The sequence below is a fragment of the Paraburkholderia sp. BCC1886 genome, assembly GCF_900996245.1.
GTDB lineage: Bacteria > Pseudomonadota > Gammaproteobacteria > Burkholderiales > Burkholderiaceae > Paraburkholderia.
The window spans coordinates 362,521-381,123 of the sequence record NZ_CAAJGK010000096.1 but is presented as its reverse complement, the minus strand read 5'-3'; the positions used below and the strand labels follow the sequence as shown (position 1 = coordinate 381,123).

At 64.5% G+C, this 18,603-nt stretch carries 18 protein-coding genes; 14 read left to right on the top strand and 4 right to left on the bottom strand.

What is annotated here, in order from left to right:
- The first annotated feature begins 181 nt into the window (after positions 1-181).
- Positions 182-916, top strand: coding sequence for an IclR family transcriptional regulator (locus FQ746_RS30200; protein WP_144113447.1), 735 nt, complete (start codon positions 182-184; stop codon positions 914-916).
- A 67-nt stretch (positions 917-983) separates the two neighbouring features.
- Here the strand turns inward: FQ746_RS30200 and FQ746_RS30195 are convergent, their stop codons facing one another.
- Positions 984-2,216 (bottom strand): MFS transporter, encoded by a 1,233-nt coding sequence (locus tag FQ746_RS30195; RefSeq protein ID WP_186310875.1) that lies wholly within the window; start codon positions 2,214-2,216, stop codon positions 984-986.
- Between the two features lie 297 nt (positions 2,217-2,513).
- On the opposite strand from FQ746_RS30195, the gene FQ746_RS30190 reads away from it, so the two are divergent.
- From FQ746_RS30190 to FQ746_RS30175, 4 genes are all read left to right on the top strand, one after another.
- Positions 2,514-2,831 carry an ArsR/SmtB family transcription factor gene (locus FQ746_RS30190; RefSeq protein WP_144113445.1) on the top strand — a complete coding sequence of 106 codons (318 nt, stop codon included), beginning with the start codon at positions 2,514-2,516 and terminating at the stop codon, positions 2,829-2,831.
- Between the two features lie 83 nt (positions 2,832-2,914).
- Entirely contained in the window at positions 2,915-3,976 is a 1,062-nt protein-coding gene (locus FQ746_RS30185) for an alkene reductase (RefSeq protein ID WP_144113444.1), read from the top strand.
- A gap of 154 nt (positions 3,977-4,130) precedes the next feature.
- Positions 4,131-4,592: a MarR family winged helix-turn-helix transcriptional regulator gene (locus FQ746_RS30180; protein ID WP_144113509.1), complete on the top strand. Its 462-nt coding sequence runs from the start codon at positions 4,131-4,133 to the stop codon at positions 4,590-4,592.
- 94 nt (positions 4,593-4,686) lie between these two features.
- Positions 4,687-6,030: an MFS transporter gene (locus FQ746_RS30175; protein WP_144113443.1), complete on the top strand. Its 1,344-nt coding sequence runs from the start codon at positions 4,687-4,689 to the stop codon at positions 6,028-6,030.
- Between the two features lie 10 nt (positions 6,031-6,040).
- Here FQ746_RS30175 and FQ746_RS30170 read toward each other — a convergent pair whose 3' ends face one another.
- Positions 6,041-7,564, bottom strand: coding sequence for a CoA-acylating methylmalonate-semialdehyde dehydrogenase (locus tag FQ746_RS30170; protein ID WP_144113442.1), 1,524 nt, complete (start codon positions 7,562-7,564; stop codon positions 6,041-6,043).
- Positions 7,565-7,982: 418 nt separating this feature from the next.
- On the opposite strand from FQ746_RS30170, the gene FQ746_RS30165 reads away from it, so the two are divergent.
- Positions 7,983-9,317: a collagen-like triple helix repeat-containing protein gene (locus FQ746_RS30165; RefSeq protein ID WP_144113441.1), complete on the top strand. Its 1,335-nt coding sequence runs from the start codon at positions 7,983-7,985 to the stop codon at positions 9,315-9,317.
- A 65-nt stretch (positions 9,318-9,382) separates the two neighbouring features.
- Here the strand turns inward: FQ746_RS30165 and FQ746_RS30160 are convergent, their stop codons facing one another.
- Positions 9,383-10,522, bottom strand: coding sequence for a hypothetical protein (locus FQ746_RS30160; protein WP_260854216.1), 1,140 nt, complete (start codon positions 10,520-10,522; stop codon positions 9,383-9,385).
- 156 nt (positions 10,523-10,678) lie between these two features.
- Here FQ746_RS30160 and FQ746_RS30155 point away from each other — a divergent pair, with 156 nt between their 5' ends.
- Entirely contained in the window at positions 10,679-11,815 is a 1,137-nt protein-coding gene (locus FQ746_RS30155; protein WP_144113440.1) for a DSD1 family PLP-dependent enzyme, read from the top strand.
- A 25-nt stretch (positions 11,816-11,840) separates the two neighbouring features.
- On the opposite strand, the gene hpaR is transcribed toward FQ746_RS30155, so the two are convergent.
- Positions 11,841-12,257 (bottom strand): homoprotocatechuate degradation operon regulator HpaR, encoded by a 417-nt coding sequence (gene hpaR, locus FQ746_RS30150; RefSeq protein ID WP_144113506.1) that lies wholly within the window; start codon positions 12,255-12,257, stop codon positions 11,841-11,843.
- 205 nt (positions 12,258-12,462) lie between these two features.
- Between hpaR and FQ746_RS30145 the strand changes: the two genes are divergently transcribed.
- From FQ746_RS30145 to hpaI, 7 genes are all read left to right on the top strand, one after another.
- Entirely contained in the window at positions 12,463-13,239 is a 777-nt protein-coding gene (locus FQ746_RS30145; RefSeq protein WP_144113439.1) for a fumarylacetoacetate hydrolase family protein, read from the top strand.
- Positions 13,236-13,994 carry a fumarylacetoacetate hydrolase family protein gene (locus FQ746_RS30140; RefSeq protein ID WP_144113438.1) on the top strand — a complete coding sequence of 253 codons (759 nt, stop codon included), beginning with the start codon at positions 13,236-13,238 and terminating at the stop codon, positions 13,992-13,994. Before FQ746_RS30145 ends, FQ746_RS30140 begins: the two co-directional genes overlap by 4 nt.
- 70 nt (positions 13,995-14,064) lie before the next feature.
- Complete coding sequence (hpaE, locus tag FQ746_RS30135) at positions 14,065-15,522, top strand: 5-carboxymethyl-2-hydroxymuconate semialdehyde dehydrogenase (RefSeq protein ID WP_144113437.1); 1,458 nt, start codon at positions 14,065-14,067, stop codon at positions 15,520-15,522.
- Complete coding sequence (gene hpaD, locus FQ746_RS30130; protein WP_144113436.1) at positions 15,522-16,385, top strand: 3,4-dihydroxyphenylacetate 2,3-dioxygenase; 864 nt, start codon at positions 15,522-15,524, stop codon at positions 16,383-16,385. The genes hpaE and hpaD overlap by 1 nt, the downstream gene beginning before the upstream one ends.
- Before the next feature lie 43 nt (positions 16,386-16,428).
- Positions 16,429-16,875, top strand: coding sequence for a 5-carboxymethyl-2-hydroxymuconate Delta-isomerase (locus FQ746_RS30125; RefSeq protein ID WP_144113435.1), 447 nt, complete (start codon positions 16,429-16,431; stop codon positions 16,873-16,875).
- 36 nt (positions 16,876-16,911) lie between these two features.
- The gene (gene hpaH, locus FQ746_RS30120; protein ID WP_144113434.1) at positions 16,912-17,715 is read left to right on the top strand and encodes a 2-oxo-hept-4-ene-1,7-dioate hydratase; all 804 of its coding nucleotides are present in this window, start codon (positions 16,912-16,914) and stop codon (positions 17,713-17,715) included.
- A gap of 64 nt (positions 17,716-17,779) precedes the next feature.
- Positions 17,780-18,598, top strand: a complete 819-nt coding sequence (gene hpaI / locus FQ746_RS30115) for a 4-hydroxy-2-oxoheptanedioate aldolase (protein WP_144113433.1) — start codon at positions 17,780-17,782, stop codon at positions 18,596-18,598.
- Positions 18,599-18,603 lie beyond the last annotated feature (5 nt).

The following is an 18,603-nucleotide window of genomic DNA, read 5'->3' as shown; positions in this document are numbered from 1 at the left end:
ATGTTTCCGGGTGCCCGGCATGTGCTCTTCCTGCTGGCTCGAAACCATTATCGCGAAAAATAGAAACGATGTCTATTTCAACCGGAAGCGATTCGTCGGAGCCGGTTGCGCGAGCCTGTGAAATCGTTCATCCTTGCGGGCCACGCCCGCCCCGCCGCTGGGCCGACAACCGGAAACATCAATGGCAACTGAAGAACCCGGCGTAGCCGCGGTCAACCGCGCGCTCTCGATACTCAAAGCGTTCGAAGACAGCATCGACGGCATGACGCTGACCGATCTCACGAATGCGACCGGCCTTTATCACAGCACCGTCCTGCGGCTGTGCGAATCGCTCGAACATTTCGGTCATCTCAAGCGCCTCGAAGACGGCCGCTACATGCTCGGGCCGATGCTGTTTCACCTCGGCATGATTTATCAAAGTTCGTTCCGCCTGCGCGACTACGCGTTGCCGGTGTTACGCACGCTCGTCAAGGAAACCGGCGAAACCGCCGCGGTCTACGTCCGCGAAGAAGACGAGCGGGTGTGCCTGTATCGCGTCGAATGGCAGCGGTCGGTGCGCACGCACGTGCGTGAAGGCGAGCGGCTGACGCTCGAACACGGCGCCGCCGGCCACGTGCTACGCGCGTTTTCCGGCACGCCGAAGAAAGGGCATCTGAGCCGCGTGCGCGAGCATGGCTATTGCGTTTCGCTCGGTGAACTGGACGCGGAGAGCGCGGCGATTGCATGTCCGGTGTTTCGTAATGGACAGGATCTCGTGTGCGCGATTTCGCTCGGCATTCCGCGCTTCCGGTTCGATCGCAAAGCCTTCGACAAATATTTGCCGAAGGTGATGGAAGCAGGTGCGGCGCTCACCAAGGCATTAGGCGGCGATACCGCGCCGTTCGAACCGCCGTTTGCGGCGTTCGACGGGGTGTAAGCCGCGCGCCTTGCCGGCCGCGCCGCCGGCCGCACCTGACCGGCCGCACCTGACCGGCCGTCTCTCATCAAACGTTCTGTTGCAGAACGGCCGGTGCGTCGCCTGCTTCGACTTCGGGACGATTCACGCGGAACTGCAGTGCGGCGAAACAACCCGCGCCGATTACCAGCGCGGCGATCATGAAGAGAAAGCCGTCGTTATACGAGCCGCTCGCCTTGACGAGAAAGCCCACGCCGAGCGGCGCGACGAAGCCGCCGATCTGCCCACCGGTATTGATCACCCCGGCGAATACGCCACGCGCGCCGGCAGGCGCCAGTTGCGAAACGAGTCCCGCATACGGCGACAGACAGCCATACAGCAGAAAAGCCGCCGCCGACAGACCGATCACACACGCAACGATGTCGCTCGCGCTATACGCGAGATAAAGCGCAACGCTCGTGCCGATATAGCCGGCCGCGACCAGCACCGGCCGCCGGCGATGCAGCATTCCGCTGCCGAGCCAGCCGAACACCACGATCCCGAGAAAGCCGAACACATACGGCACCGAAGCGGCCACGCCCAGCGATTTCAAATCGATATGCCGCTGGTTGGCGAGGTACGACGGGATCCAGCCCAGAAAACCCCAATAGCCGATGCTGAAAGTCATGTAGCCGAAGAACAGCAGCCAGGTGCTTTTGCGGCGCGCGAACTGGCGCCACTGTTCGGTACGGCTCGCCGCGTCCGGACGGCGCTCCTTGCTTTCGATAGCCTGGCCGGGAATCGTCACGTAAATGAGCAACGCGACGATCACACCCGGCAACGTGAACACGTAAAACACCGTGCGCCAGTCGCTGTGCAGCAGCAGAGCCGCGACCACGGGCGCCACCACCGCCGGGCCGATAGCGAGCGCGGACAGCCAGACCGAGTGCGCTTTCGCGGCATCCCGGGCGCTGAAGTTATCCGACACCGCCTTGTACACCGCGGCATTGCACGAGCCTTCCGCGAGACCGAAGCAGAAGCGCACTGCGACCAGCACGACCATCGACGTGGCGAGGCCGGTCAAGCCGGTGAACACCGAGAACAGCACCGGCGCGATCACCAGCAATGCCTTGGTGCCGAACCGGTCCGCGAGAAAACCGCCGGGCAGTTGCATCAGTGCATAGCCGAGCGCGAACGCGGCAAGCAGGACGCCGAACTGCGCGGCGTCGAAATGGAGCGCTTTCATCATCGTCGGACCGGCAACGGAAATGCTCACCCGGTCGAGATAGTTCACGAACTGCAGGAGCCATGTCAGGCCCAGCAACTGGTATCTCAAGCTCATCCCTGTCTCCTCCTGTTTCCGCGGATCGGCTAGTCCGCTCCGAATAATAGAAACTATGTCTATTTTCGTAACGTAACCGAGCGGATGCGGTGAGACAAGAATTAACTGACTGGGGATTTCCCGGATGCGGGGCGTGGCGATGGTTCGGCAAAGCCTGCTTTCGACCATCGCCCCATCCCCAGTAGTGCCTTTTCACATATCGTCAAAATCCGATATAAGATTCGCCGTGTTGCGATATGGAACCCGCGCGCGAACCCGCCTGGGGTTGTTCCTCGCCGATACCCTGAAGTGACCGACTTGAAACGCGAACCCACGACGCTCGACGTCGACGCCATTCACAAAGCGCTGGCCAACCCGGTTCGCCGGGAAATTCTCGGCTGGCTGCGCGAGCCGTCCGCGCATTTCGCCGATCAGGAACTGCCGCTCGATCACGGCGTGTGCGCAGGCAAGATCGACGCACTCTGCGGACTGTCGCAGTCCACCGTTTCCGCGCATCTGGCGGCCTTGCAACGGGCCGGCCTGGTGAGTTCGAAACGCGTGGGCCAATGGGTCTTTTTCAAGCGTAACGAACCGGTCATTCAGGCGTTTCTCGAGCATGTGAACAACCGGCTTTGAGCGCCACTTCCGTATCGCTGCGCTTTTTTCATCCCGCATTTTATTGAGGCTCGGGCCCGCTGCCCCGCCAAAGGTGAACTCTCATGCCAACGCTTTTCGATCCGCTGCAAATTGGCGATATCACGTTGTCGAACCGCATCATCATGGCGCCGCTCACGCGCCAGCGCGCCGAAGAAATCCGCGTACCGAATGCGCTGATGGCGAAGTACTACGCCGAACGCGCGAGCGCCGGACTCATCATCAGCGAAGCCACCTCCGTCACGCCGCAAGGGGTGGGTTACGCCGAAACGCCCGGCATCTGGTCGCAGGAACAGGTGGAAGGCTGGAAGCTCGTGACGAAAGCCGTGCACGACGCAGGCGGCAAGATCTTCCTGCAACTGTGGCACGTGGGCCGCATTTCAGACCCGCTGTTCCTGAACGGCGAATTGCCGGTCGCGCCCAGCGCGATCCCCGCGCAAGGCCATGTGAGCCTGGTGCGTCCGGAACGGGCTTATGTCACGCCCCGCGCACTCGAACTCGATGAAATCGCCGGCGTGGTGGACGCGTTCCGCCAGGGCGCGGTGAACGCCAAGGCCGCCGGTTTCGACGGCGTGGAAATTCACGGCGCGAACGGCTATCTGCTCGACCAGTTCCTGCAGGACAGCACCAACCATCGCACCGACGCATACGGCGGCCCGATCGAAAATCGCGCGCGCCTGCTGCTCGAGATCACCGACGCGTGTATCGACGTGTGGGGTGCGAACCGCGTCGGCGTGCATCTGGCGCCGCGCCGCGATGCGCACACCATGGGCGACTCCGATCCGGCCGCCACCTTCGGCTATGTGGCGCGCGAACTCGGCAAGCGCAAGATTGCGTTTATCGCCGCACGCGAGTCGCTCGGCGACGACCGTCTCGGCCCGCAACTGAAGCAGGCATTCGGCGGCCCGTATATCGCCAACGAGAAGTTCACGCTCGAGACCGCGCAACAGGTGCTCGACGCAGGCGAAGCGGATGCGGTCGCATGGGGTCAACTGTTCATCGCGAATCCCGATCTGGTCCGGCGCTTCGCCACCGGCGCACCGTTGAACAAGCCGAATCCGTCGACGTTCTACGCTCGCGGCGAAACCGGTTACGTCGATTACCCGACGCTGGAAACGGCCGAATAAGCGCGCTACAGAAACTGGCAGCATCGCGCGGTGGGGGTGACCGGAAACATAACCGGTCGCCCCCACCGCGTTTTTCATGGGCGCGCCGCCTGATTTGACCGGGACCAGCTATGAAGGTAACCTTCACAGATTCCGGAGACAGTCATCCCACCGCATGGCCCGCGCCAAAGAGTCCCATTCCACCGTCGATCCCGCCGCGCTGCACACCACGGCGGAAAACCTGCGCGTGCTGCTTGGCAAACTGCGTCGAAGGCTGCGCGAAGAAGCGCATCTTGGCGATTTCACGCCATCGCAGGTTCAGGTGCTGCTTCTGCTGGAACGCGAAGGACCTGCCACGGTCAGCGCGTTGGCGCGCGTCCAGGGCATGCGTCCGCAGTCGATGGGCGAAACGCTGTCGGTGCTGAAAGCAGCGGGGCTCGTCAGCGGTGCACCCGACCCGCACGACGGCCGGCAAACCGTGCTGTCGGTCACCCCAGCCTTTCGCAAGAAAATCAAGGCAAACCGGACGGCACGCGAAGACTGGCTGTTCCATGCCATGCAGACGCGCTTTTCCGCGCGCGAACAGCAGCAACTTTCCGTCGGCGTCGAATTGCTGCAACGCCTCGTCGACGAGTGACGCGCCTTCACGCCGCCGTGCGATTTCTCGAACCGCGGATGCCATCGCGCCTGCCCTCGCGTCTGCAGCCACGCCCTCAACCAGGAAACCTTCAATGAAAGGCGGCACGTTCCGTTCGCTGCGCAATTTCAACTACCGGGTCTGGGCCAGCGGCGCGATCGTCTCGAACGTCGGTACGTGGATGCAGCGCACGGCGCAGGACTGGCTCGTGCTCACCGAGTTGACGCATCACAACGCCACCGCGGTCGGTATCGTCATGTCGCTGCAATTCGGTCCGCAGATGGTATTGCTGCCGCTCACCGGCTATGCGGCCGATCACTTCGACCGGCGCCGCCTGCTGTTCGTCACGCAGGCGGCCATGGGCGCGCTTGCGCTCGGCCTGGGTCTGCTCACGGTCACCGGGCTCGTGCGACTGTGGCACGTGTATCTGTTCGCGGGACTGCTCGGTTGCGTGACCGCATTCGACTCGCCGGCGCGGCAGACTTTCGTCTCGGATCTGGTCGGCGAAGCCGATCTGTCGAATGCGGTCGGATTGAACTCCACGTCGTTCAACGCGGCACGAATGATCGGCCCCGCCGTCGCGGGTCTGTTGATCGCATCGGTCGGCACCGGCTGGGTGTTTCTCATCAACGCACTGTCCTTCGTCGCAGTGCTCGGCTCGCTGCGCATGCTGCGTCTGAGCGAACTGCACCTGAAACCGCGCGCGGTCCGCGCCCGTGGCAGCTTCGTGGAAGGCTTCAAATACGTCTGGCGTCGGCCCGATCTGAAGGCCGCGTTGTCGATGCTGTTCCTGATCGGCACCTTCGGCCTGAATTTTCCGATCTTCATTTCGACCATGTCCGTCACCGCGTTTCACGCGGGCGCCGGTCAATACGGCGTACTGAGTTCGACCATGGCGATCGGCTCCGTGACCGGCGCGCTGCTGGCCGCGCGCCGCGCGAAACCGCGCATGGTGCTGCTGCTAGGCGCCGCGCTGTGCTTCGGTCTGGGTTGCACGCTGGCGGCGCTGATGCCGAACTACGTGCTGTTCGGCATCGTGCTGGTGGCCATCGGCATCTCGACGCAAACCTTCACCACGTCGACGAACAGCCTCGTGCAACTCACCACCGAACCCGCCATGCGCGGCCGCGTCATCGCCATCCTGCTGGCGATTTCGCTGGGCGGCACGCCGCTCGGCGCGCCGGTGGTGGGCTGGGTTGCGGATCGTTTCGGTCCGCGCTGGGCACTCGGCGTAGGCGCGGCGGCGGGCGTCGCCGCGGCGCTGGTCGGCCTGCGTTATCTGTTCAGGCACCGGCAATTACGCTTTTATATGGAGCGGGGCCGTCCGCGCTACAGCATGGACGACCCGCGTCAGGCGCCGCCTTACGTCAGCCCCGCCGCGGCAATTCAGGCAGCGGCGCTGAACGAAGCCGAAGAAGATTCTTCGGCAGGCGTCTGAGACTGAAGACCTACTTTGCGACCGGCATCGTGAATTCGGCGCCCTTCGCGATGCTGTCCGGCCAGCGCTGCATGATGCTCTTGTAACGCGTATAGAAACGGATGCCCTCTTCGCCGTACGCATGGTGATCGCCGAATAGCGAGCGCTTCCAGCCGCCGAACGAGTGCCATGCCATCGGCACCGGAATCGGGACGTTGATACCGACCATGCCCACCTTGATCTGCCGCCCGAACGCGCGCGCCACGCCGCCGTCGGAGGTGAACAGCGAGACGCCGTTGCCGAACTCGTGAGCGTTGATCAATGCGACCGCGCTCGCGAAATCCGGCACCCGCACCACCGCCAGCACCGGCCCGAAAATTTCTTCGCGGTAGATTTTCATGTCGGCGCCGACCTGGTCGAACAGCGTGCCGCCGATGAAAAAGCCGTCAGCCTGCGCCACCGGATGCTCGCGGCCATCGACCACCAGCTTGGCGCCCTCCTCGACACCGGAAGCGATGTAGCCCGCCACTTTGGCCTTATGCTCGGCGGTCACGAGTGGTCCCATTTCCGCGTCGAGCTGCTCGCCGTTCTTGATGATCAGCGATTTCACGCGCGGCACGAGCCGTTCGATCAGCGTATCGGCGACATCGCCCACGGCTACCGCCACCGAGATCGCCATGCAGCGCTCGCCGGCCGAACCGTATGCGGCGCCGATCAGCGCATCGACCGCCTGGTCGAGATCGGCGTCCGGCATCACCACGAGATGATTCTTCGCGCCGCCGAGCGCCTGCACGCGCTTGCCGCGCCGCGACGCTTCGGTATGAATGTATTCGGCGATCGGCGTGGAGCCGACGAACGACAGCGCCGCCACGTCCGGATGATCGATCAGCGCATCCACTGCGACCTTGTCGCCGTTCACGACGTTGAACACGCCGTCGGGCAAGCCCGCTTCCTTGAGCAACTCTGCAATGCGCAACGACGCGGACGGGTCGCGCTCCGACGGCTTCAGCACGAACGTGTTGCCACACGCGAGCGCGACCGGGAACATCCACATGGGCACCATCACCGGGAAATTGAACGGCGTGATGCCGGCCACCACGCCGAGCGGCTGGCGCAGATTCCAGTTGTCGATGCCGCCGCCGATCTGGTCGGTGAAATCGGTTTTGAGCAGATTGGGAATGCCACACGCGAACTCGACGACTTCGATGCCGCGCACCACTTCGCCTTGCGCGTCGGTGAACACCTTGCCGTGTTCGCGCGTGATGAGCAGCGCGAGTTCATCGTGATGCTGGTTCAGCAGTTCCTTGAATTTGAACAGGATGCGTGCGCGCTTGAGCGGCGCGGTTTCGCTCCAGGAGGCGAAGGCGGCGTTGGCGGCCTGAACCGCAGCATCGACTTCTTCGACCGATGCCAGTGCAACCGAAGCGCCCACCCGACCGGTCGCCGGATTGAACACGTCCTTGAAACGGCCGCTGGCGGGCGCCACCCGTTGGCCGTCGATGAAGTGCCCTAATTGCGGCACGGACAGCTTAGCTTGCTCGTTCACAGCATTCATTTTTCACACCTCGGGGTTCATGACGGAGAGCGGCACCCATGGCCCGGCGCCGGCGGGACCTGGCCACTGTAGCGACGGCCAGGCGTGGTTTCCCGATACAGCTTCTCAAAACCGCGCCGCGCTGTCCTGTTTTTCCTGCGGCAACTGTGCTGGCCAATTCCTTACACGCGACGGCCGCGGACCGCTCGAATCCGACTCGGCGAGCAGCCCAACCAATCATACGTGTGATTGAACAAATGCCGTCATCTCCGGCGATCGGCATTCTTTTCCGAAGCAACATGCCGTGATCCGGCACCACCTTTATTAGTAGAAAACCACGGGAAAACCCGGCTTAATTTTCCCTTACACGTGCCGTTGACCCGCTCAGGTGCTGAAAAAATCAGCGCTTTTATAACGACACATGAGAGCCGAGGGCAACATGAAGATCCAAACGACGCAAGGTACGTTTCGTACCGGCATGATCGCGGCTGCCGTGGCCGCGATGCTTTCCCTGAGCGCCTGTGGCGGCTCCGGCTCGCTGAGCTCAGGAACCAAAACCGGAACCGGCAGCGGCAGCAGCGGCGGGACGCTCGCCACCTCCGGCGGCGCGAGCGGTTCGACCGCGAGCGCGGGCGGCTCGGGCAGTTCCGGCGGCACCCCAACCACGACCACCTCCGACGGCGGCGGCACGCCCACCAGCACCGCCACGCCGAACGCCCTCAGCCAGACCGTGGGACAAACCGGCAACGTGGTGACGGACACCGGCAACACCGTGTCCACGGTCGGCGCGCTCGTCGGCTCGCAGACGGTACCGGGCGTCGATTCGCAGACCACGCAGGCGGCCGGCGGCATCGTCCAGGACGTCGGCGCCGCCGTCGCCACGCTCGGCACCGGCGTGACCTCGGGTGTCGGACAACTGGGCACGGGTAGCGACGGCGTCGGCACGACCGTGTCGAGCACCGGCGGCGTCGTCGCCGATGTCGGCAAAGCCGTGAGCGGCACGGGCACGCTGGTCGGCAGCCTCGGCAGCGGCCCGCTTGCGCCGCTCGCGACTATCACCACGCCGGTCGGCGGCGCGGTCGACGCGCTCGGAGAGGCCCTGACGAACGGCGGCACGACGCTCGGCACCGCACTCAGCACGGGTCCCGTGCAGCAGATCACCAGCCAGGCGAGCGCGTCCATCACGCCGATCGAATCCACGCTGGTGTCGACCACGCAAACGGTCGGCACGGCCACGGGCCTCGGTGCACCGGTGAACGGCGTGCTGACGACCGTCGGCGGCGGCCTCGGCAAGACCGGCGGCCTGATCGCAACGAGCGGCGGGAATCCGGTCACGAGCAGCATCGGCGGGCTGGTTTCCGATACCGGCAAGACCGTGGCGTCCACTGGCGCGCTGCTGACTGGCGGCAACGCGGCCAATCCGCTCGCGAGCATCACCGGCGGATTGAGCGGCGCGACCGGCGGCACGGCCGCGACCAACCCGGTCGCCGCGCTGACCTCCGGCGTGACGGGCGCACTCAGCGGCACCGCCGGGGGCTCCAACGCGCTGACTGCGCCGCTGACAGGCGTCGTCTCCACGGTGACGGGCACGCTTGCCGGCGTCACGTCGGCTGCGACGGGTCAGACCTCCAGCAGCACGACGACGTCCGCCAGCGTCACCGCGAGCGCGGGCATTTCGACGACGACGACGGGCCTTTCGGGCACCGCCGGCGGCTTGCTGGCGCCGGTCACCGGCGCGGTCGGCGGACTGGTGGGTGGTTTGACGAAGAAGTAAAACGGCGAAGCGGTGACGGGGTCATCCTCGTCACCGCCTTCCCGTTTAATTTGCAAGCAGGCGGTTCAGCGCCAAAGCTCGGTCAGTTCGTTGGCCAGCACCATTTTCTCGCGCACCCGTTCGACGAGCGCCGGGTCCACGCCCGGCTGCGCCTTGAGAAACTTCAATGCCGCGGAGTGAACCGCGCGCATCGCCCGCCCATCGATTCCGACCATGCGCGCGGCACTGCGCCGCGTCTCCTCGACCAGATCGCGCGCGCTGCCGAAATCGGGCGACACGCCGCAGAGCGTTTCGAATTCGCCGCGCAACCCCGCGGCGTAGTCGCGCGACTGCCCGAGCCGGTCCATATCGATCAGCAGATCGACGCCCTGCGCAATGCGCAACGCCGCGAGTATCCACAACGCGACGAACGCGCGATACGCGTTATTGACTTCGGCTGTGCGCGCGTAGTGTTCGCAGGCCAGGGCGTAGGCATCCTCGGAACCCGGTGCCGGCGGCGGCAGGCTCACGCCACAGGCGTCGACAGCTTGCCGCACCAGCGGCTCCGACACGTTCAGCCCCAGCACACGGAACGGCGCGGCCACGAAGAACGGATTATTCCACTGCTGATTGAGCAGCCAGCCCGACGCGAATTGCGAGGCCGGATTGCGCAACACACCCGCATGCAGGATGGCGGGAAAAGCCTGCCTGAACCACGGCAACCGTCCCGACGAGCGACAGAACTTGAAGACCGGCAGGCTGCCCCGCTCGCGCGTGCGCTCGCACAGATTGTCCAGATATGCATGCAGCGCGGGGAACGTCGCATCCGGCGCGCTGCCGAAACGGTCGGTGCCGAAACGCCTCGCATAACCGGCGACACCGCGCGTGCCTGTTTGCAGGAACGGCCGGTATTCGTCGAAATAGGGCTTGCCTAGCGGCGGATGTCCCGAGGTCAGCGTAGGTCGGCTGGCGGCGACATCGTCGGGACCGAGATCGGCGAGCACGTTGCTGAGCGGCTCGTAAAAGGCCGTCACGGCGTCGAGTGCGCGCAGCCGCGACCACACCCAGGTGCCCGCGCTACGCCAGCCGGTATGCAGGAATATGCCTTGTTTCAGGGCACTTTCTCGCGCCGAGCCTGGTGCGTCGTGCGGGATATCGGCCGGCGTTTGTGCGGATCGACCGGCGGTATCGGCCAGGCCGTGCGGCGAATCAGGAGGCTGCGTCATCGGACATCTCTTCCAGTACAAGCTTCGACGAATCGATAGAATGGCCGGCACGGCACCCTGCCATCCGGCTCAGGCGCACAGTTTAGCGGGTCATGCCGGCTAGCCGGCAAACACGCGCGCACGACTTCGCCACTCTCCCCTTCTACCGGTGAACGCATGAAACCTGAGCATCTCGACACCCCCGCAGCCGTTATCGACATGGCCAGAATGCAGAAGAACATCGCGCGCATGCAGGCACAGGCCAACATGCTGGGCGTCGCTTTCCGACCGCATGTGAAGACCAGCAAATGCCTCGACGTCGTGCGCGCGCAACTGGTAGCGGGGGCGCACGGCATCACCGTGTCGACGCTGAAAGAAGCGGAAGCGTTCTTTGCCGCGGGCGTGGAAGACATCCTGTACGCCGTCGGCATCGCGCCCGCGAAGTTGCCGCGCGCGCTCGCACTGCGCCGCCAGGGCTGCGCGCTAAAACTCGTCGTCGACAATCCCACGGCGGCCGCGGCAATTGCCGCCTTTGGCGAGCAGCACGGCGAAATCTTCGAGGTATGGATCGAAGTGGACACCGACGGCCACCGCTCGGGCATCACGCCGGAGCAGGACACGCTGCTCGAAGTCGGACGCATTCTGCATGAGAACGGCGTGATGGTCGGCGGCGTGATGACCCACGCGGGCTCCAGCTACGAGTTGCGCGATGCCGCAGCGCTTACGGCGCTGGCCGCGCAGGAGCGTGCCGGTTGCGTGCGTGCGGCGGAGCGTCTGCGCGCGGCCGGCATTGCGTGCCCGGCGGTCAGCGTCGGCTCCACGCCCACCGCTTTAGCCGCGGCGCAACTCGAAGGCGTCACCGAACTGCGCGCGGGCGTGTATGTGTTCTTCGATCTCGTGATGCACAACGTCGGCGTGTGCGCGCTCGACGACATCGCGCTCAGCGTGCTCACCACCGTGATCGGCCATCAGGCGGAAAAAGGCTGGGCGATTCTCGACGCGGGCTGGATGGCGATGAGCCGCGACCGCGGCACGTCGAAACAGGCTCACGATTTCGGTTATGGGCAACCGTGTCTGCTGAACGGCACACCGCTCTCCGGCTATCTCGTGAGCGGCGCGAATCAGGAGCATGGGATTCTCTCGTCGACGCGCGACAACGCACCGGACGAAGACATCGCGCAACGCTTTCCGATCGGCATGAAACTGCGCATTCTGCCCAATCATGCGTGCGCGACCGGCGCGCAGTTTCCCGAGTATCACGCGGTATCGCCGGATGGCGAAACGGCGGTGTGGCGACGCTTTCACGGCTGGTGACACGCCACCCCTCGCGCGCCGGCTTCTACTCGTCTGCCGGCTCCTCGTCCTCCAACCCTGCCAGCAGATCGTCCACCGCACGATAGACGCGCTCGACGATCTCGGTTCCCACCTTGTTTTCCAGTTCGCGATAGTGCGCCTCGAGTTCTTTCGAAATGACCCGCACCAGCGCCACACTGGTCTTCGTGAGCGACACCAGCACGCGACGCTGGTCTTCCGCGAAACGCTCCTTCGTTACGAGATCCATGCTCTCCATGCGCGCGAGGACGCCGGCCATGCTCGGACTCGAAATCGTGCAGAGGTCGGAGATTTGCCGCGGCTCCATCGGACCGTGTTCATTGAGCGCGCGGATTACCCGCCACTGCTGTTCGGTGAGACCATGCGCGGTAATCAGCGGACGGAAGCGCTCCATCATTTTTTCGCGGGCACGTAGCAACAGCATCGGCAGGTTGCGGTGCAACACGCGAATGGAGGCCGGCTTGGCGGCGGACTTGAGAGCAGATGCGGACATGTAGGCAGGATCGGTTAAGAGCGGCCGGCGGAGCTTTAGGGAAAACCCGCGAACGGCCTGGAGACCATTGACGCTGGATCATATCAAGCGCAATACTACTAACATGTTAGTGGTTTCCCCCGGAGACAGCCAGTTTATGTTTGCAGTTGCGGATTATCTATTGCACCCGGAAGGCGAGGCGCTGCCTCGCGACGTGGATGCGGCCGGCGCCATTGCACTGCTCGCAAGCGGCACGGCCTGCCGCGCGCCGGTCACCGGCACCGTGTACGGCACTTTGCTGAACGACCGGGCGGCGCTCGCGGCACTCGGCGACGCCGTGCACGCTGCGCCGTACAAAGCGCCGCCGCAGGCGCCGGTGCTGTATGTGAAGCCGCGCAATACGCTGGCGGGGCATCGCGCGCAAGTGGTCGTTCCGGACGACAGCGCGGGCGTGCAGGTCGGCGCATCGCTTGGCATCGTGATCGGCCGCACTGCCACCCGCGTGAGCGCCGCTCGGGCTGTCGACCATATCGCCGGGTACACGCTGGTGGCCGACCTGAGCGTGCCGCATGCAAGCGTGTACCGGCCATCGGTGCGCTTTCGCGCGCGCGACGGTTTCTGTGTGATCGGGCCGGCTGTCGTGGCGGCGCATCATGTCGCGACACCGGACGATCTGCCCATTCGCGTGCAACTTCAAGGACGGGACGCCTTCACGGCGAGCACCGCCACGTCGGTGCGCCACGTCGCGCAACTTCTCGCCGATGTGACCGACTTCATGACGCTCAGCGCGGGCGACGTCATCACGCTCGGCGTACCGCACGCGTCGCCGGTTGCCCATGCCGGCGACACGGCCACGCTGTCGATCGGATCATGGCCGCCGCTTGTTATCGGGTTCGTCGGCACCGCAACGAAGCCGCAAGGAGAATCACGATGATGCGCGGCCGCGTCGCCTATGCAGGCGCCATTCACGAAGCCTACCCGCACGCCCAGGGCGTGCTTCTCGCGGACGGCCGCGTCCGTCGCGAAGACGAAGTCGTATGGCTCGCGCCCATCGAAGTCGGTACGATCTTCGCGCTCGGCCTGAACTATGCCGAGCACGCGAAGGAGTTGCAGTTCAACCAGCAGGAAGAGCCGCTGGTGTTTCTTAAGGGACCGGGAACCGTGCTCGGTCATCGCGGCGTGACGCGCCGTCCTGAGGGCGTCGCGTTCATGCACTACGAGTGCGAACTGGCTGTGGTGATCGGCCGGACCGCACAGAATGTCAGGCGCGAAAACGCGTTGCAGTACGTGGCCGGCTACATGATCGCGAACGACTATGCGATTCGCGATTACCTGGAAAACTACTACCGCCCCAACCTGCGCGTGAAGAATCGCGACGGCGGCACGGTGCTCGGCCCCTGGTTCGTCGACGCCGCGGACATCGCCGACGTCACGCAACTGGAACTGCGCACGTTCGTCAATGGTACGCGGCAACAGCACGGCAATACGCGCGACCTGGTGACGGACATTCCCGCGTTGATCGAATACCTGAGCGGCTTCATGACGCTCGCCCCGGGCGACGTGATCCTGACCGGCACGCCGGAAGGCATCGTCAACGTGAATAGCGGCGACGAAGTGGTGTGCGAAATCGACGGCCTCGGACGTCTCGTCAACACCATCGGTTCGGATGCGGATTTCGGCCGCGCGTGAGCGGGCATGGGCGCTCAAGTCCGCTCAAATCCGCTCACGTTGGCCCCATGAATAAAAGAAGGAGACAAGTATGCGTATCGACCATCTGATCGACGGCCAGGCGGTAGCCGGCAAGGATTATTTTGAAACCGTGAACCCGGCGACACAGGAAGTGCTCGCCGAAGTCGCGCGAGGCGGCACGCAGGAAGTGGACGCCGCCGTGCAGGCGGCCAAAGCGGCGTTCCCCGCATGGGCCGCCCAACCGGCCGCCGAACGTGCGAAGCGGGTCCGCAAGCTCGGCGAACTGATCGCGAAGAACGTCCCCGAGATTTCGGAAACCGAGACTAAGGACACCGGCCAGACGATCTCGCAAACGCGCAAGCAACTCGTGCCGCGCGCCGCCGACAACTTCAGCTATTTCGCGGAGATGTGCACGCGCGTCGATGGTCACACCTACCCCACCGACACGCATCTGAACTACACGCTCTTCCATCCGGTCGGCGTGTGCGCGCTGATCTCGCCGTGGAACGTGCCGTTCATGACCGCGACGTGGAAGGTCGCACCCTGCCTCGCGTTCGGCAACACCGCCGTGTTGAAGATGAGCGAACTGTCGCCGCTCACCGCTTCGATGCTCGGCCAGCTTGCGCTGGAAGCCGGCATTCCGGCCGGCGTGCTGAACGTGGTGCACGGCTACGGCAAGGACACCGGCGAACCGCTGGTCGCGCATCCCGATGTGCACGCGGTGTCGTTCACCGGCTCCACGGCCACCGGCAACCGCATCGTACAAAGCGCGGGCCTGAAAAAGTTTTCGATGGAACTCGGCGGCAAATCGCCGTTCGTGATTTTCGACGACGCCGACTTCGAACGCGCGCTCGACGCCGCCGTCTTCATGATCTTCTCGAACAACGGCGAGCGCTGCACGGCAGGCTCGCGCATCCTCGTGCAGCGCTCCATTTACACGCGTTTTGCCGAGCGCTTCATCGAGCGCGCGAAGCGGATCAGCGTGGGCGATCCGCTCGCCGACAGCACGATCGTCGGGCCGATGATCAGCCAGGCGCATCTGGCCAAAGTGCGCAGCTATATCGAGCTCGGTCCGAAGGAAGGCGCGACGCTCGCATGCGGCGGCCTCGATCTGCCGGCCTTGCCCGACGCGATGCGCAAAGGCAACTTCGTCGCGCCCACGGTGTTCGTCGATGTCGACAATCGCATGCGCATCGCGCAGGAAGAAATCTTCGGTCCGGTCGCCTGCCTGATTCCGTTCGACGACGAAGCCGATGCCATCCGGCTGGCCAACGACATCTCGTACGGCTTGTCGAGCTACATCTGGACCGAGAACACCGGCCGCGCGCATCGCGTCGCCGCCGCGGTCGAAGCGGGCATGTGTTTCGTCAACAGTCAGAACGTGCGCGATCTGCGGCAACCGTTCGGCGGCACCAAAGCATCCGGGGTCGGCCGTGAAGGCGGCACGTGGAGCTACGAAGTGTTCCTCGAACCGAAAAACATCTGCGTGTCGCTCGGCTCGCATCACATTCCGCGCTGGGGGGTGTGATGGGCAAGCTCGCACTCGCCGCCAAAGTGACGCACGTGCCGTCGCTGTATCTGTCCGAACTCGACGGTCCGCATAAAGGCTGCCGTCAGCCGGCTATCGACGGTCACCATGAAATCGGCCGGCGTTGCCGCGAACTGGGCGTGGATACGATCGTCGTATTCGACGTGCACTGGCTCGTGAACAGCGAATACCACATTAATTGCGCACCGCAATTCGAAGGCGTCTACACGAGCAACGAACTGCCGCATTTCATCAAGAACATGCCGTACGCGTACCCCGGCAACGTGGGTCTCGGCGATCTGATCGCGGAAGTCGCCAATGAAATGGGCGTGAAAAGCCGCGCGCACAGCCAGACCACGCTCGAACTCGAATACGGCACGCTCGTGCCGATGCGCTACATGAATAGCGACCAGCACTTCAAAACGGTCTCGGTCGCGGGCTGGTGCATGTGGCACGACCTCGACACCAGCGCGCGCTTCGGCCTCGCGGTGCGGCGCGCAATCGAAGAACGTTACGACGGCACCGTTGCGATTCTGGCGAGCGGTTCGTTGAGCCACCACTTCGCGAACAACGGCACGGCCGAACAGTTCATGCACAAAGTCTGGAGCCCGTTTCTCGAACAGATGGACCGCAAGGTGGTCGATCTGTGGGAAGCCGGCGAGTGGAAAACCTTCTGCGAGATGCTGCCGCTCTATAACGAGAAATGCTGGGGCGAAGGCGGCATGCACGATACCGCGATGCTGCTCGGCGCACTCGGTTGGGATCGTTACGAGGGGCGTGTGGAAGTGGTCACGCCGTATTTCGGCAGTTCGGGCACCGGTCAGATCAACGCGATCTTTCCGGTCACGCCGCTGCCCGCCTGAACGGCCAGCAGGAACGGCCAGCACGAACGACGAGGAATCCGACATGCCGCATCTGACTCTGGAATACAGCGCGAATCTCGCCGCAGGCGAGGCCAATGCCAACGCCAATGCCAACCCCAACGCCGACAGCATCGGCCAACTCTGCGCGAGCCTCGCGCAGTGTCTCGCGCAATGCGTGGACTCCGGGCAGGAAGGCCACCCGCGCGTCTATCCGCTCGGCGGCATCCGCGTGCGCGCGCTGTGCTGCGAGCACTACAGTATCGCCGACGGCCAGCCCGACGCCGCGTTCCTGCACGCCAACCTGAAGATCGGCGCGGGCCGCTCCGAAGCCATAAAGAAAGCGACCGGCGACGCGTTGTTCGAGCGCATCAAGCAGCACTTCGCTACGCAATTCGAACAGCACGGTCTGGCTCTCTCGCTGGAGATCAACGAATTCAGCGAAGCCGGTTCGTGGAAGCACAACAACCTGCACGCGCGCTTCAAGAAGTAGAACGCCCGCCCTCGCACGCTTCACCGGATCCTCATCATGCTAGACGAACAGACTATCCGCGAACTGGCGGCTCAACTCGATCACGCCGAGAAAACCCGCACCCAGTTACGCCACTTCTCCGCCGCGTATCCGCAGATGACCGTGCAGGACGGTTACGCGATCCAGCGCGAATGGGTCAAGCTCAAACTGGCCGAAGGCCATGTCATCAAGGGCCGCAAGATCGGTCTCACGTCGCGCGCGATGCAGCGCTCGTCGCAGATCGACGAACCCGACTACGCGCCGCTGCTCGACAGCATGTTCATCGAGGCCGGCCAGGACATTCGCGCCGATCGCTTCATCGCGCCGCGCGTGGAAGTGGAACTCGCGTTCGTCCTCGGCAAGCCGTTGAAGGGACCGGGTGTGACGCTGTTCGACGTGCTGGATGCGACCGCGTACGTGAGCCCTGCCGTGGAGATCATCGACGCGCGCATCGAACAGTTCGACCGCGAGACCAAAGCGCCGCGCAAGGTCTACGACACCATCTCGGACTTCGCGGCGAATGCCGGCATCGTGCTGGGCGGCCGGCCGGTGCGTCCACTCGAGGTGGACCTGCGCTGGGTCGGCGCGCTGCTCTACAAGAACGGCGCCGTCGAGGAAAGCGGGCTTGCCGCCGCGGTACTGAATCATCCGGCCACCGGCGTCGCATGGCTCGCCAACAAGATCGCGCCGTACGACGAAAGTCTGAACGCGAACGACGTGATCCTGAGCGGCTCGTTTACCGCGCCGATCGCCGCACGCGCCGGTGACACTTTCCATGTCGACTACGGTCCTCTCGGCGGCATCGCGCTGAACTTCGTTTGACCTCGAGTCAAACCTCGTTCGACCTTCAGCTAAACCTCGTCCGACTTTTATCCGCCTGAACACCATGCAACTACCGCACAACCCGTTTAAACGCGCGCTCGCCGAAGGCCGGCCGCAATTCGGCCTGTGGGCCGCGCTCGCCGATCCGTACGTCAGCGAACTGCTGGCCACCGCCGGCTTCGACTGGCTGCTCATCGACAACGAACACGCGCCCAACGACGTCCGCAGCACGCTGGCGCAATTGCAGTCGATCGCCGCTTATGCGTCGCATCCGGTAGTGCGGCCGGTCCGCAGCGATAGCGCGCTGATCAAGCAGTTACTCGATATCGGCGCGCAGACGCTGCTGTTGCCGATGATCGATACCGCTGAACAGGCCGCCGATGCGGTGGCCGCGACGCGTTACCCGCCGCAGGGCATTCGCGGCGTGGGGAGCGGCCTCGCGCGCGCGTCGCGCTGGAACAAGGTGACCGACTATCTGCAGCACGCTGCGGACGAGTTGTGCGTGCTGGTTCAGGTGGAAACGCGCGAAGCCGTCGCGAACCTCGCGGCGATTGCCGCGGTCGACGGCGTGGACGGCGTGTTCTTCGGGCCGTCCGATCTGAGTGCGTCGATGGGATTGCTCGGCAAGCCGGGCGATCCGCGCGTGCGCGAGACGATCCGCAACGGCATCGCGACCGTGCGCGACGCAGGCAAGGCGGCGGGTGTGCTGGCGCCGGATCGCGAGTTTGCCGCCGAGTATCTCGCGGCGGGCGCGAGCTTCGTCGCGGTAGGGACGGACACCGGACTGCTGAGCCGCGCGGCGGCGGATCTCGCCGCTTCGTACAGGCAGACAGCGGCGGGCGCAGCGGCGGGCGCAGCGGCGCCGGTCAAAGGCGGCTATTGACCGAG

Coding starts and splice junctions, on each gene's coding strand:
- FQ746_RS30200 (WP_144113447.1), top strand. CDS start 182: ATGGCAACTGAAGAACCCGGCGTAGCCGCGGTCAACCGCGCGCTCTCG.
- FQ746_RS30195 (WP_186310875.1), bottom strand. CDS start 2,216: ATGAGCTTGAGATACCAGTTGCTGGGCCTGACATGGCTCCTGCAGTTC.
- FQ746_RS30185 (WP_144113444.1), top strand. CDS start 2,915: ATGCCAACGCTTTTCGATCCGCTGCAAATTGGCGATATCACGTTGTCG.
- FQ746_RS30180 (WP_144113509.1), top strand. CDS start 4,131: ATGGCCCGCGCCAAAGAGTCCCATTCCACCGTCGATCCCGCCGCGCTG.
- FQ746_RS30175 (WP_144113443.1), top strand. CDS start 4,687: ATGAAAGGCGGCACGTTCCGTTCGCTGCGCAATTTCAACTACCGGGTC.
- FQ746_RS30170 (WP_144113442.1), bottom strand. CDS start 7,564: ATGAATGCTGTGAACGAGCAAGCTAAGCTGTCCGTGCCGCAATTAGGG.
- FQ746_RS30165 (WP_144113441.1), top strand. CDS start 7,983: ATGAAGATCCAAACGACGCAAGGTACGTTTCGTACCGGCATGATCGCG.
- FQ746_RS30160 (WP_260854216.1), bottom strand. CDS start 10,522: ATGACGCAGCCTCCTGATTCGCCGCACGGCCTGGCCGATACCGCCGGT.
- FQ746_RS30155 (WP_144113440.1), top strand. CDS start 10,679: ATGAAACCTGAGCATCTCGACACCCCCGCAGCCGTTATCGACATGGCC.
- hpaR (WP_144113506.1), bottom strand. CDS start 12,257: ATGCTGTTGCTACGTGCCCGCGAAAAAATGATGGAGCGCTTCCGTCCG.
- FQ746_RS30145 (WP_144113439.1), top strand. CDS start 12,463: ATGTTTGCAGTTGCGGATTATCTATTGCACCCGGAAGGCGAGGCGCTG.
- FQ746_RS30140 (WP_144113438.1), top strand. CDS start 13,236: ATGATGCGCGGCCGCGTCGCCTATGCAGGCGCCATTCACGAAGCCTAC.
- hpaE (WP_144113437.1), top strand. CDS start 14,065: ATGCGTATCGACCATCTGATCGACGGCCAGGCGGTAGCCGGCAAGGAT.
- hpaD (WP_144113436.1), top strand. CDS start 15,522: ATGGGCAAGCTCGCACTCGCCGCCAAAGTGACGCACGTGCCGTCGCTG.
- FQ746_RS30125 (WP_144113435.1), top strand. CDS start 16,429: ATGCCGCATCTGACTCTGGAATACAGCGCGAATCTCGCCGCAGGCGAG.
- hpaH (WP_144113434.1), top strand. CDS start 16,912: ATGCTAGACGAACAGACTATCCGCGAACTGGCGGCTCAACTCGATCAC.
- hpaI (WP_144113433.1), top strand. CDS start 17,780: ATGCAACTACCGCACAACCCGTTTAAACGCGCGCTCGCCGAAGGCCGG.